The sequence below is a fragment of the Nocardia sp. NPDC050712 genome, assembly GCF_040654295.1.
Taxonomy (GTDB): domain Bacteria; phylum Actinomycetota; class Actinomycetes; order Mycobacteriales; family Mycobacteriaceae; genus Nocardia.
This window is the reverse complement of sequence record NZ_JBFAHT010000002.1, coordinates 1,893,476-1,906,345: the sequence shown is the minus strand read 5'-3', so window position 1 is coordinate 1,906,345 and position 12,870 is coordinate 1,893,476. Positions and strand designations below refer to the sequence as shown.

General features: G+C 69.9%; 10 protein-coding genes. 7 read left to right on the top strand and 3 right to left on the bottom strand.

Features of this window, described 5'->3' with window-relative positions; all coding sequences use genetic code 11:
* Positions 1–10 precede the first annotated feature (10 nt).
* The 7 genes from AB0H76_RS19705 (at position 11) to AB0H76_RS19675 (ending at position 8,700) form a co-directional block, all read left to right on the top strand.
* The gene (locus AB0H76_RS19705) at positions 11–1,597 is read left to right on the top strand and encodes an MDR family MFS transporter (protein WP_357325533.1); all 1,587 of its coding nucleotides are present in this window, start codon (positions 11–13) and stop codon (positions 1,595–1,597) included.
* 99 nt (positions 1,598–1,696) lie between these two features.
* Positions 1,697–2,887 (top strand): ROK family protein, encoded by a 1,191-nt coding sequence (locus tag AB0H76_RS19700; protein WP_357325531.1) that lies wholly within the window; start codon positions 1,697–1,699, stop codon positions 2,885–2,887.
* Between the two features lie 27 nt (positions 2,888–2,914).
* Positions 2,915–4,414: a sugar ABC transporter ATP-binding protein gene (locus tag AB0H76_RS19695; protein ID WP_357325528.1), complete on the top strand. Its 1,500-nt coding sequence runs from the start codon at positions 2,915–2,917 to the stop codon at positions 4,412–4,414.
* Positions 4,411–5,424, top strand: coding sequence for an ABC transporter permease (locus AB0H76_RS19690; protein WP_357325525.1), 1,014 nt, complete (start codon positions 4,411–4,413; stop codon positions 5,422–5,424). Before AB0H76_RS19695 ends, AB0H76_RS19690 begins: the two co-directional genes overlap by 4 nt.
* 27 nt (positions 5,425–5,451) lie before the next feature.
* A complete protein-coding gene (locus AB0H76_RS19685) occupies positions 5,452–6,498 on the top strand; it encodes a substrate-binding domain-containing protein (RefSeq protein WP_357325522.1) in 1,047 nt (348 codons plus the stop codon).
* A gap of 22 nt (positions 6,499–6,520) precedes the next feature.
* Complete coding sequence (locus AB0H76_RS19680; protein ID WP_357325519.1) at positions 6,521–7,684, top strand: Gfo/Idh/MocA family oxidoreductase; 1,164 nt, start codon at positions 6,521–6,523, stop codon at positions 7,682–7,684.
* The gene (locus AB0H76_RS19675) at positions 7,681–8,700 is read left to right on the top strand and encodes a sugar phosphate isomerase/epimerase family protein (RefSeq protein WP_357325516.1); all 1,020 of its coding nucleotides are present in this window, start codon (positions 7,681–7,683) and stop codon (positions 8,698–8,700) included. The genes AB0H76_RS19680 and AB0H76_RS19675 overlap by 4 nt, the downstream gene beginning before the upstream one ends.
* A gap of 5 nt (positions 8,701–8,705) precedes the next feature.
* Here the strand turns inward: AB0H76_RS19675 and AB0H76_RS19670 are convergent, their stop codons facing one another.
* From AB0H76_RS19670 to AB0H76_RS19660, 3 genes are read right to left on the bottom strand one after another with little or no spacing between them, the layout of a single operon-like run.
* Complete coding sequence (locus AB0H76_RS19670; protein ID WP_357325513.1) at positions 8,706–9,404, bottom strand: hypothetical protein; 699 nt, start codon at positions 9,402–9,404, stop codon at positions 8,706–8,708.
* A 37-nt stretch (positions 9,405–9,441) separates the two neighbouring features.
* Positions 9,442–10,356 (bottom strand): LLM class F420-dependent oxidoreductase, encoded by a 915-nt coding sequence (locus AB0H76_RS19665; protein ID WP_357326262.1) that lies wholly within the window; start codon positions 10,354–10,356, stop codon positions 9,442–9,444.
* 54 nt (positions 10,357–10,410) lie between these two features.
* The gene (locus tag AB0H76_RS19660) at positions 10,411–12,780 is read right to left on the bottom strand and encodes an excinuclease ABC subunit UvrA (protein ID WP_357325510.1); all 2,370 of its coding nucleotides are present in this window, start codon (positions 12,778–12,780) and stop codon (positions 10,411–10,413) included.
* Positions 12,781–12,870: the final 90 nt, after the last annotated feature.

Sequence of the window (12,870 nt, the reverse complement as noted above, 5' to 3'; positions counted from 1 at the left end):
GGAGCTACCGATGACCACGACGGCTGACGCGCCGCCACCCCCGATCGTGCTGACCCAGAAGCGGATCTGGCTGATCTTCTCCGCGCTGATCGCCGGCATGTTCCTGGCCAGCCTCGATCAGACCATCGTCGGCACCGCCATGCCGACCATCGTCGGCGAGCTCGGCGGGGTCTCCGAGATGGCCTGGACGGCCACCTCGTATCTGCTGGCCACCACGATCGTGATGCCGATCTACGGCAAGTTCGGCGACATGTTCGGCCGGCGCTGGCTGTTCCTGTTCGCCATCGGCGTCTTCACCCTGGCCTCGGTGGGCGCGGCGCTGTCGACCGGGTTCTGGGAGTTCATCGCCTTCCGTGGCCTGCAAGGCGTCGGCGGCGGTGGTCTGATGATCTTGGCGCAGGCCATCATCGCCGATGTGGTGCCCGCGAAGGATCGCGGCAAGTACATGGCCCCGATGGGTGCGATCTTCGGTATCACCTCGGTGGCCGGGCCGTTGCTGGGCGGCTTCTTCGCCGATCACGTCGGCTGGCGCTGGTGCTTCTGGATCAACGTGCCGATCGGCCTGGCGGCCATGGTGATCGCGTTCCGCTACCTGAGCATCCCGAGTCATCGTCCCAAGACCCGGCCGGACTATCTCGGCGTCGTGCTGATGTCGTCGGCGACGACGCTGCTCATCCTGCTGACCGACTGGGGCGGCAAGCGGCACGCCTGGGATTCCCCGCTCATCCTGTCGATGATCGCGGCGCTGGTGCTCGTGGTGGCCGCGTTCGTGTTCGTGGAATCGCGGGCCGCGGAGCCGATGCTGCCGCTGTGGTTGTTCCGCAACCGCACGTTCGTGCTGACCTCGGCCATCGGCCTGGTGGTCGGCCTGGTGATGTTCGCGGCGCTGGCCTTCATCCCGACCTACCTGCAAATGGCCACCGGCGCTTCGGCTTCGGTGTCGGGGCTGCTGCTGATCCCGATGATGGTCGGCATGATGGCGACGCTGATCAGTTCCATGGCGGCGATCACCAAAACCGGTAACTACCGGGCCTATCCGCCGATCGGCGCGCTGATCATGGGCGCGGGCATGCTGTGGCTGACCCAGTTGAACGCCGGCACCTCGATGTGGGTGGTCGGCGGGATGCTGTTCGTGATGGGTGCGGGCCTGGGCCTGATCATGCAGATCATCGTGCTGGTCGTGCAGAACGCGGTGGCGCCGGATCAGATCGGCACCGCGACCAGTGCCAACAACTATTTCCGCGAGATGGGCGGCGCGATCGGTGTGGCCGTCTTCGGGTCGATCTTCACCAACCGGCTCACCGAGGGCCTGACCGAGGCGTTCCGCGACAACTACCAGCAGGCCGGCGGAGTCGACCCGGGTGCCCTGGTGCCCTCGGTGGTCAAGCATCTGCCCGAGCAGTTGCACGACGCGATCGTCGGCGCCTACGTCGATGCCCTGGTACCCGGCTTCTGGTACCTGCTGCCCGGTGTGGCGGTGGCTTTCCTGCTGGCGCTGTTCATTCCGCATCTGAAGCTCTCCGACGAGGCGGGCATGGTCGCGCGCGGTGAGGCCGTGCTCGAGGCGGACGTGCCGAAGACCGACGTCTCGGCCTAGCGGAATCCCGAACGCCCCTTTGTCTTGCTACAGAACAAACTTTGTCTGACTTTCGCGAAAGTCGGGACACAGTAAGACAAAGGGGCGTTCAATCGCCGTATGCGCATCGCGGCTCGCCCCGAAAACACCCACCAGGAACGGCTTTTGCGCCTGCTGCGGGATCGCGGGCCGCAGTCGCGCTCGGAACTGGGGCTTCCGATGGAGCTGTCGCGATCGAAGCTGGCGGTGGAGCTGGATCGGCTGGCCGAACTCGGGCTGGTCGAGGCCGGTGGCCTCGCGGCTTCCAGCGGCGGGCGGCGGTCGGCGATCGCGCAGTTGGCCGCGGGGCTGCGGTTCGCGGCCGTCGACATCGGCGCCACCTCCATCGACGTCGCGGTGACCGATGGCGAAATGCGGGTTCTCGGGCATCTTTCCGAGCCGTGTGACATCCGGCAGGGGCCCGCGGCGGTGCTCGAACGCGTGCTGGACCTGCTCGGCAAGCTCCGCGCGGAACACGCGGTGGGCGGGCGGTTGCACGGCGCGGGGATCGGCGTGCCCGGTCCGGTCAGTTTCCGCGACGGCATCCCGGTCTCGCCGCCGATCATGCCCGGCTGGCATCGGTTCCCGGTCCGCGAGGTGGTGGCGCAGGAACTCGGCTGCCCGGTCCTGGTCGACAACGACGTGAACCTGCTGGCGCTGGGCGAAATGCATTCCGGCTCCGCGCATTCGGTGGAAGACTTCCTGCTGGTCAAGATCGGTACCGGGGTCGGCTGCGGGATCGTGGTGGGCGGCGGCCTCTATCGCGGGGTCTCCGGCAGTGCCGGCGATATCGGGCATATCCGGATCAGCGACGACGGCCCGGTGTGCGCCTGCGGGAACACCGGTTGCCTGGAGGCCTACGCGGGCGGGGCGGCCCTGGCGCGCGAGGCGACGATCCTCGCCCGCGCCGGGCGCTCGACGTTCCTGGCCGAACGGCTCGCGCAGGCGGGCGCGCTCAGCGCGGTCGACGTCGCCGAAGCCGCCGCGGCGGGAGATCCGCTGGCGGTAGCCATGATTCGCGAGGCGGGCGCGCACCTGGGTTCGGTGCTGGCCGGGCTGGTCAGCTTCTTCAATCCCGGGCTGGTGGTGATCGCCGGCGGGGTCACCGGCTTCGGGCATCCGCTGCTCGCCGAGATTCGCAGCGTGGTCTACCGCCGCTCGCTGCCCCTGGCCACCGGCAATCTGCCGATCGTGCTGTCCGAGCTCGCCGGTGTCGGCGGGCTGATCGGCGCGGCCCGGCTCATCAGCGATCACGTCTTCAGCGTCGCCTGATTCGCGACGGCGGCGAGGAGGCCGGCCATGGACACCGTGCTCACCATGCGGGGCATCGTCAAAGAATTCCCGGGGGTCCGGGCGCTCGATCACGTCGATCTCGAGGTGCGGGCGGGGGAGGTGCACTGCCTGCTCGGGCAGAACGGCGCGGGCAAGTCGACGCTGATCAAAGTGCTCTCGGGCGCGCATCAGCCGGACGCGGGCGAGCTGCGCTGGTACGACGAGCCGGTGCGGCTGTCCGGGCCCGCGGCGGCGACCCGGCTGGGCATCGCCACGATCTATCAGGAACTCGATCTGTGCGACGGGCTGAACATCGCGGAGAACATCTTCCTCGGGCACGAGCACGCCCGCGCCGGATTCACCCGTCGCGCACCGGCGGCCCGCGCCACCACCGAACTGCTGCGCCGGCTCGGGCACGCGGAGCTGCGACCGGATACCGCGGTCGGCACCTTGCCCGCCGCTGCCAAGCAAGTGGTCAGCATCGCGCGCGCCCTCTCGCACGACGCCCGGCTGATCGTGATGGACGAACCCTCGGCGGCGCTCGGCAACGACGAGGTCGCCAACCTGTTCCGGATCATCGGGCAGCTGCGCGCCGAAGGCGTTGCGGTGGTGTATATCTCGCATCGGCTCGAAGAGATCCGGACGGTCGGGGACCGGATCACCGTGCTGAAGGACGGGCGCACCGTCGCCGCCAACCTGCCCGCGGCGACCACGAGCACCGAGCAGGTGGTGTCGCTGATGACCGGGCGCCACGACCTCCAGGAGGCCGCGGCCCGGTCCTCGCACGCGGGCACGGACGAGGTGCTACGGGTGACGGACCTGGCGTTGCCCGGGCGCTTCCACGACCTGTCGTTCACTGTGCACGCGGGGGAGATCGTCGGGTTGGCCGGACTGGTCGGGTCCGGCCGCTCGGAAATTCTGGAGACGGTCTACGGCGCGCGCCGTCCGTCGGCGGGTCAGGTACTGGTCGACGGCCGGCCGATCCGGCCCGGCAGCACCCGCGCCGCGGTGACGGCCGGGCTCGGGCTCGCGCCGGAGGAACGCAAATCGCAGGCGCTGTTCCTGCTGGAATCGGTGGGGCGCAACATCTCCGCCGCCTCGCTGCCGCGCTACTCCCGCCTGGGCTGGTTCGACCGGCGCCGCGAACGCGCCGACACCCACGCCTCGCTCGCCCGCGTCGGCATCCGCCCGGCCGATCCCGCGCACCCGGTGCGCGAACTCTCCGGCGGCAATCAGCAGAAGGCGATCCTGGCGCGCTGGCTGCTCGACGACTCCCGGGTGCTGCTGCTGGACGAGCCGACGCGCGGGGTCGACGTGGGCGCCCGCGCCGACGTGTACGCGCAGATCCGCCGCCTGGCCGAGCAGGGTGTCGCGGTGCTGCTGGTCTCCAGCGACCTGCCCGAACTGCTCGCGCTCTCGGACCGGGTGCTGGTGCTGCGCGAGGGCGTGGTCATCCACGCGGCCGCCGCGGCCGAGCTCAGCGAACGCGACATCATCGCGATGATCATGGAAGGAAGCGCCCTGTGAGCGACGTACAGGCGAAAGCGGCGGCACCGCCGGACACGCGAGCCGTGCCGCCCGCGCCGGGCCGAGCGCGCCGCGAGATTCGCAAGCACGCGATTCTGGTGCTCGCGCTGGTGGCGCTGGTGGCGGTCGGGGCGCTGACCAAGGGCGAGGACTTCCTCAGCACCAGCAACCTGATCACCATCCTGACGCTGGCCTCGGTGATCGGGGTGGTCACCGTCGGGATGACGTTCGTGATCATCGGCGGCGGCATCGACCTGTCGGTGGGCGCGATCATCGCGCTGGCCTCGGTCTGGTGCACGACCAGCGCGACGCAGTCCTACGGTGTGGCGGGAATGGTGTTCTGCGCCTTGGCGGTCGGGGCGGCCTGCGGGCTGCTGAACGGGGCGCTCATCGCCTACGGCAAGCTGGTGCCCTTCATCGTCACGCTGGCGCTGATGGTGGCGGCGCGCGGGCTGGCCGAGGAGATCTCGGGGCGGCAGTCCCAGCTGGTCACCACCGATCTGCTGGCGCTGGCCCAGGAGCGGGTGCTGGGCATCCCGCTGCTGGTCTACCTGTTCCTGGTCGTGGTGGCGATCGGCTGGATTCTGCTGGAGCGCACCACCTTCGGCCGGCGCAGCTTCGCGGTCGGCGGCAACCCGGAGGCGGCCCGGCTGGCCGGTATCGACGTCCGGCGCCACACCCTGCTGCTCTACATGATCTCCGGGCTGTGCTGCGGTATCGCCGCGATCATGCTCACCGCGCAGACGACCACCGGGTCCAGCACCAATGGTCAACTCTACGAACTGGATGCGATCGCCGCGGTGGTGATCGGCGGCACGCTGCTCAGCGGCGGTTTCGGCACCATCACCGGGTCCATCCTCGGGGTGCTGGTCTTCACCGTCATCGAGGACCTGTTCATCCTGAACAACCTCGCCCAGCCCATCCAGGCGATCGGCAAGGGCGCGATCATCGTCGCGGTCCTGCTGTTCCAGCGCTTCGGCCGCGCCCGCGCCGTCCCGACTCTCACGTGAGAACCGTTTATACACAAAGGAATACCCATGAGCACCACCCCCTCTCCCTCCCGTCGCGGCATCCTGGTCGGCGGTCTGACCGTCGGCGCCGGCCTGATTGCGGCGGCCTGCACCTCCAACGAGAGCTCCTCCAACACCCAGGTCGCGCAGACGACCGGCGCGAACACGGCGAGCGGGAAGGAGGTGCGGATCGGCTTCTCCGCGCCTGCGGCCGACCACGGCTGGACCGCCGCCATCACCCGCAACGCCCGGGCCCAGGCCGGCGGCCTGGACGACGTGAAGCTCGATCTCACCGAGGGCACCAACGATGTCGCCCGCCAGATCGAGCAGGTGCAGACGCTGATCAATCAGAAGGTCGACGTCCTGGTCATCCTGCCGTTCGACGGCAACGCCCTGACCGCGGTCGCCAGGAACGCGATGTCGGCGGGGATTCCGGTGATCAACCTGGACCGGGTGTTCGCCTCGGCGCTGGCCTACCGCACCTGGATCGGCGGCGACAACTACGGCATGGGCGTGAACGCGGGCAACTTCATCATCGGCAAGATGCGGGAGAAGAACGTCGCCAACCCGGTGATCGTGGAGATCGCCGGCATCGACAACCTGCAGCTCACCCAGGAACGCAGCCAGGGCTTCAAGGACGCGCTCACCGCCGCCGGATTCCGGATCGAGGCCCGCCAGTCCACCGATTTCACCGCCGCGGGTGGGCAGCAGGTGGCCAGCCAGATGTTGCAGGCGGTCAAGAAGATCGACGCGATTTGGAATCACGACGACGATCAGGGCATCGGCGTGCTGGCCGCGATCCGGCAGGCCAACCGGGCCGGGGAGTTCGTGATGGTCGGCGGCGGTGGCTCCACCCAGGCCATGAACGAGATCAAGGGCGGGAACTCGCCGTTGCAGGCGACCGTGCTCTACAGCCCGGCCATGGCCTCCTCCGCGGTCACCCTGGCCCGGCTGCTCGGGCAGCGCAAAGCGCTCGGCGATCTGGCCGAACACGATGTGCCCGCGAAGATCACCACCTTTTCCGCGGTAGTCACCAAAGACAACGTGGATCAGTACCTCGCCAACGGTTACTGATCCGGACCCTGAACGGAGCCCGATGAGCTCGACATCACGACCGACCTTCGGCATCGGCCTGGTCGGCCATGCCTTCATGGGCCGCGCCCACTCGCACGCCTGGCGCAGCGTCGACGCGATCTTCGAATTGCCTTGGCAGCCGGTGCTTTCCGTGCTGGCCGGTCGCGACGACGGGCGGGCGCAGGCCGCCGCGGCGCGGCTCGGCTGGGGCAGCGGGGTAGGGGATTGGCGGCAGTTGCTCGAGCGTGACGATGTCGATCTCATCGATATCTGCACACCGGGCGACTCGCACGCCGAGATCGCCGTCGCGGCGCTCGAGGCGGGTAAGCACGTGCTGTGCGAGAAGCCGCTGGCCAACACCGTGGCGGAGGCCGAGGCGATGGCCGCCGCGGCCGAGCGGGCGGCCGGTCGCGGGGTGCGGTCCATGGTCGGGTTCAGTTACCGGCGGGTGCCGGCCCTGGCGCTGGCCCGGAACCTGGTGGCGCAGGGGCGGATCGGCACCGTCCGGCATGTCCGGGCGCAGTATCTCCAGGACTGGCTCGCCGATCCGCAGGCGCCGCTGAGCTGGCGGCTGGACCGTCGGCGGGCCGGGTCCGGGGCGCTCGGCGACATCGGCGCGCACATCATCGACGCCACCCAGTTCGTCACCGGTGAGGCCGTGACGGGGGTGTCGGCGCTGCTGGACACCTTCGTCACCGAGCGGCCGCATCCGGACGGTCCGGGCACCGGGCCCGTCACCGTCGACGATGCCGCCCTGTTCCACGGTCGCCTGTCCGGCGGCGGGCTGGCCTCCTTCGAGGCCAGCCGCGTCGCCGCGGGCCGCAAGAACGCTTTGCGCCTGGAACTCAACGGAACTCGCGGCAGTCTGGCCTTCGATCTGGAGGCGATGAATGTGCTGTGGTTCCACGATCACACCGAAGATTCCGACACCGCGGGATTCCGGCGCATCCTGGTCACCGAACCCCAGCACCCCTATGCGGGCGCCTGGTGGCCGCCCGGTCACGGCCTCGGCTACGACCACGCCTTCACCAACGAGATCGCCGATCTGGTCATCTCGATCGCCGCGGGCAAAGACCCCGAACCCACCTTCGCCGACGGTCTGGCCGTGCAGCGGGTACTCGCCGCCGTGGAGGCGAGCGCGGCCGACGACGGCCGGTGGACCGCGATTCCAGGAGTGCAACCATGAGACCGATCACGCTGTTCACCGGCCAGTGGGCCGACCTCCCCTTCGAGCAGGTGTGCGCGCTGGCCGCCGAATGGGGTTACGACGGGCTCGAAATCGCCTGCTCCGGTGATCATTTCGAGGTCGACAAGGCACTCGCGGATCCCGGCTACGTCGCGGCCCAGCGCAAGACCCTGGAGCGGCACGGTCTCCAGGTGTTCGCCATCTCCAATCACCTGGTCGGCCAGGCGGTCTGCGATCACCCCATCGACGAACGCCACCGTGCGATCCTGCCGGCGCGGATCTGGGACGACGGCGATCCCGAGGGCGTGCGCCGCCGCGCCGCCGCCGAGATGGCCGATACCGCCAGGGCCGCGGCCGCCTTCGGCGTCGACACCGTCGTCGGGTTCACCGGCTCGGCCATCTGGCACACCGTCGCCATGTTCCCGCCGGTCCCGGCCGAGACCATCGCCCGCGGCTACCAGGATTTCGCCGACCGCTGGAACCCGATCCTGGACGTCTTCGACGCCGAAGGCGTGCGCTTCGCCCACGAGGTCCACCCCAGCGAGATCGCCTACGACTACTGGACCACGATGCAGGCCCTGGCCGCCGTCGACCAGCGCCCGGCCTTCGGATTGAATTGGGACCCTTCCCATTTCATCTGGCAGGACCTGGACCCCGTCGCCTTCATCCTGGACTTCGCCGACCGCATCTACCACGTGGACTGCAAGGACACGAAGCTGCGCTGCGGCGACGGCCGCCGCGGCCGCCTCTCCTCCCACCTACCCTGGGCCGACCTGCGCCGCGGCTGGGACTTCGTCTCCACCGGCCGCGGCGACGTCCCCTGGGAGGACTGCTTCCGCGCCCTCAACGCCATCGACTACACCGGCCCCATCTCCATCGAATGGGAAGACGCCGGCATGGACCGCACCGCCGGCGCCCCCGAAGCCCTCGCCTTCATCCGCACCTACAACGCCATCAGCCCCCCGGCCGCCGCCTTCGACGCGGCGTTCGGTCAGGAGCAACAGCCCGAGCGGTGAGCGGCCTACGCCGGTTCGGCGACGAGGTGGAGGTAGGCGGTGTCGAGGGGGATGTCGACGGCGAACCAGGCGGCGGGGCGGTCCTCGTCGTGGGGGCACCAGGCGGTTGCCACGCACAGGCGGGCCACCTGGGGGTAGGTCAGGCCGGGGAGGTGCCAGGCGAGGCCGGCCGGGTCGGTGTAGCGGACACCGTATTCGGCGGAGTCGTCGTCCGGGTCGGTGGGCAGGACGTCGGCCCAGTCGGCGGGCATCAGGCGGCCGTCGGCGGCTTGCAGGGCGAGCAGTTCGGAGTCGGGGCCGCCGACCGAGACCATGAAGCGCTCGTTCTCGGCGCTGACCGCGGCGAGGCATTCGCCGGAGTCGGGGCCGGCGTAGACGTCGGCGGGCAGGTCGGTGAGTTCCGCGGCGACGACCAGGCCGGGGACGGCGGCGTGGGCCTGCACCTGCCAGATCGCCGCCCACACCGGCACCGGTTTGCCGCCGTCCCAGGCCGGTACGTCGATGCTGCCGAGCAGCAGGTCCACCGTCGCGGTGGGGTGCTGCCACCGGTGCAGGTGCGCGCCGCCCGGCAAGCGCCACACGGTGTTCGGCTCGGCGGGTAGCTCCTCGGCGCCGAGCCGGACGGCGAACTCGACGGTGCCCAGGGGCGTGTCGATCACGGCGCGGCGACGGGCTGCCTGGGCCAAGCGGTCGGTGGGGAGCATGTGCCAATCATGCAACAGCACCCGGCCGTGGATGTAGCTACCGCTGGGACGCGAGTTCCCCGAGCAACTTCCAGGTCCGGACCTGATCGTCGGGACCCGCGAGATCGGTGGAGGAGAAGACGACTTCGGTGGCTCCGGCGTCGTAGTAGCGCTGGATCGCGGCCGCCACGGTCTCCTCGTCACCGATGACGGCGAGGTCCGCGGCCCGCTGCGCCCCTTCGAGGTCGATCACCCGCCGGTAGGACGGCACCTGCTCGTAGAACGCCAGCTGCTCGACCGCTTTCGCCCGGGTGGCCTCGACATCGGAGGTCACCACCCCCGGCACGAAGGCCACGACCCGCGGCGTGGACTTCGCCGCGCGGGTGATCTCGGGCACGATGTGCTCGCCCAGCGTCCGCGGACCCGCCAGGTAGGGCAGGGTGCCGTCGGCGAGTTCGCCGGTCACCCGCAGCGCCTGCGGCCCCATGGCGGCCACCAGCACCGGGATCCGCGGCTCGGCGCCCGGTACGGCGGTCGGCAAAGGCGGTGTGGCGGTGAACAGTTCGCCGTGGAAGTCGGCGGTCCCGGTGTCCAGGAGTTCGCGCAGCGCGGTGAGGAATTCGCGCAGCCGGGCGATCGGCCGATCGAAGGGCACGCCGAAGGCGTTGGCCGCCAACGTCGAACCGAGGGCCAGACCGAGGTGGTAGCGGCCGTGCGTGGCGGCCTGCGCGGTCTGCGCCTGCGAGGAGATCAGCACCGGATGCCGGCCGATCACCGGAATCGCGGAGGTGCCCACCTGCAGTGCGGGCACCTCGCGGCCGACGATTGCCGCGAGCGTCGGCGAGTCGTAGTCCATCCGCTGCCCGAACCACACCGATCGCAGTCCGTGCTCGGCGACAGCGCGCGCCTCCCGCACGGAGTCGTCGACGTAATTGCTGGAATTCGTCTGGGCGAGAGCCACTCCGAGTGTCATGTTCATCGGCAACAAGTCCGTCGGCGATGGCGTTCCGCCGGAATCACCGTGATTTCAACCCGTGCCCAGCGCGGCCGCCAGATACGGGGCCGTCGGGCTCGCCGCGGCGCGCGCGACCGCGGCGGGATTGCCCTGCGCCACCACGCGGCCACCGGCCGCACCGCCGCCCGGGCCGAGATCGATGACGTGGTCGGCGGTCGCGGCCACGGTCATGTCGTGTTCGGCCGCGATGACGGTGCCGCCGCTGTCGGCCAGGCTGTGCAGTTGGCGCAGCAGGACTTCGGTGTCGGCGGGATGCAGTCCGGTGGTCGGCTCGTCGAGCACGTACACGGTGGCGGCCCGGTGGACGCGCTGCAGTTCGGAGGCCAGCTTGATGCGTTGCGCCTCACCGCCGGACAGTTCGGTGGCGGGCTGGCCGAGCCGCAGGTAGCCGAGGCCGACCTTCTGCAAGGTGGTCAGCGCGCGATGCGCCGCGGGCAGGTCGGCCAGGAATTCGACGGCTTGGTCGACGGTCAGGTCCAGCACCTCGGCGATGTCGCGACCGCGATAGTCGACCTCGAGGGTTTCGGCGTTGTAGCGCGCGCCGTGGCAGGTCGGGCAGGGGGTGTAGGTGCTGGGCAGGAACAGCAGTTCCACCGTCACATACCCCTCGCCCTGGCAGGTTTCGCAGCGTCCACCGGCGACGTTGAAGGAGAACCGTCCGACGCCGTACCCGCGGGCCCGGGCCGGGTCGGTGGCGGCGAACACCTTGCGCACGCTGTCGAACAGGCCGGTGTAGGTGGCCAGGTTGGAGCGCGGGGTGCGCCCGATGGGCTGCTGGTCCACCGTCACCACGCGATGCACGGCGGGGTCGTCGGCGGCGGCCCGGCCCAGCGCCCGCAGCAGGGTGGATTTCCCGGACCCGGAAACGCCGGTGAGGACGGTGAACACGCCCAGCGGCAGGGTGAGGTCGATGTCGTGCAGGTTGTTGTCGTGCACACTGTTCAGCTTCAGCCAACCGGAGGGTGAACGCGGAACATGTCGCGGTGCCGGTGTTTCGGCGAACAGATAGGGCCGGGTCGCCGAATCGCGCACGGCGCGCAGAGTTTCGACCGCTCCGCTGTGCAGGACGCGGCCACCGTGCACGCCGGCGCCGGGCCCGACATCGACGATCCAGTCGGCCCGCCGGACCACAGCCATCTCGTGCTCGACCAGGAAGACGCTGTTCCCCGAATCCCGCAGCCGCAGCAGCACCGAGGTCAGCGCCTCGCTGTCGGCGGGATGTAGCCCCGCGGAGGGCTCGTCGAGGACGTAGACGACGCCGAACAGCCCCGAGCGCAGCTGGGTAGCCAGCCGCAGGCGCTGCAATTCCCCACCCGAGAGCGTGGGACTCTCGCGCAGCAGACTCAGATACCCCAGGCCGAGTTCGATCGCGACCTCGAGGCGGCCGAGCAGATCTTGGATCAGCACCGCGGCGGGCCCGGCATCGTTGACGTGCGGGCGCAGCACGTCGCGCAGCTCCGACATCGGCAGGCCGGCGAGTTGAGTGATGTCGCGCCCGGCGAAAGTCACCGCCAGCGCTTCCGGGCGCAGACGCCGACCCCCGCACAGCGGGCATTGCCGGCTGGTCAGGAACTCCGCGGCCCGCTGGCGGCGGGTGTCGTTCTTCGACTCCGAGAACGCCCGCAGCAGAATGTCTTTCGCGCTGGTGTAGGTGCCCTCGTAGGAACGCTGGATGCGCTCGGCGGTCCGCTGCGGGTGCACCGTCACGACCGGCCGTTCCGCGGTGAACAGAATCCATTCACGGTCCGCGGCGGGCAATTCGCGCCAGGGCCGATCGATGTCGTAGCCGAGGGTGGCGAGGATGTCGCGCAGATTCTTGCCCTGCCACGCGCCCGGCCAAGACGCGATGGCGCCCGCCCGGATGCTCAGCGACGGATCGGGAACCATCGACTCCTCGGTCGCCTCGTATAGCGTGCCCATGCCGTGGCAGGTCGGGCAGGCGCCCTCGATGGTGTTGGGGGAGAAGGCATTCGAGTCCAGGTGTGTGGCACCGGGCGGGAATTTCCCGGCGCGCGACATCAGCATGCGCAGATAATTCGACATGCTGGTCACTGTGCCCACCGTGGACCGCGAAGACGCCACCGCGCGTCGCTGACCGAGCGCCACGGCCGGCGGCAGCCCGCTGATCTCGTCGACGTCGGGCAGGGGCAGTTGCTGCAAAAGCCGGCGCGCGTACGGGGCCACCGACTCCAGATATCGGTACTGGGAGTCGGCGTAGAGGGTGCCGAAGGCCAGCGAGGACTTCCCCGAGCCGGAGACCCCGGTGAACGCGACCAGCGCGTTGCGCGGGACATCGACGTCCACCGATCGCAGGTTGTGCGTGCGCGCACCCCGCACCCGCACGAATCGATCCTCGGGAGCCACGCCGGACGCCTCGGACATCAGCAGTGCCTTTCTCGTGCGTGCGCGCTCGAAGGACCTTGCAGCGAATCAGCAGCTACATTTCACCATAGTGGGCTCGGTGTGCCTGGC

What these genes read in the sequence shown, in the direction of transcription:
- AB0H76_RS19705 (WP_357325533.1), top strand. Translation starts at nt 11, where the DNA reads ATGACCACGACGGCTGACGCGCCGCCACCCCCGATCGTGCTGACCCAG.
- AB0H76_RS19700 (WP_357325531.1), top strand. Translation starts at nt 1,697, where the DNA reads ATGCGCATCGCGGCTCGCCCCGAAAACACCCACCAGGAACGGCTTTTG.
- AB0H76_RS19695 (WP_357325528.1), top strand. Translation starts at nt 2,915, where the DNA reads ATGGACACCGTGCTCACCATGCGGGGCATCGTCAAAGAATTCCCGGGG.
- AB0H76_RS19685 (WP_357325522.1), top strand. Translation starts at nt 5,452, where the DNA reads ATGAGCACCACCCCCTCTCCCTCCCGTCGCGGCATCCTGGTCGGCGGT.
- AB0H76_RS19680 (WP_357325519.1), top strand. Translation starts at nt 6,521, where the DNA reads ATGAGCTCGACATCACGACCGACCTTCGGCATCGGCCTGGTCGGCCAT.
- AB0H76_RS19675 (WP_357325516.1), top strand. Translation starts at nt 7,681, where the DNA reads ATGAGACCGATCACGCTGTTCACCGGCCAGTGGGCCGACCTCCCCTTC.
- AB0H76_RS19670 (WP_357325513.1), bottom strand. Translation starts at nt 9,404, where the DNA reads ATGCTCCCCACCGACCGCTTGGCCCAGGCAGCCCGTCGCCGCGCCGTG.
- AB0H76_RS19665 (WP_357326262.1), bottom strand. Translation starts at nt 10,356, where the DNA reads ATGACACTCGGAGTGGCTCTCGCCCAGACGAATTCCAGCAATTACGTC.
- AB0H76_RS19660 (WP_357325510.1), bottom strand. Translation starts at nt 12,780, where the DNA reads ATGTCCGAGGCGTCCGGCGTGGCTCCCGAGGATCGATTCGTGCGGGTG.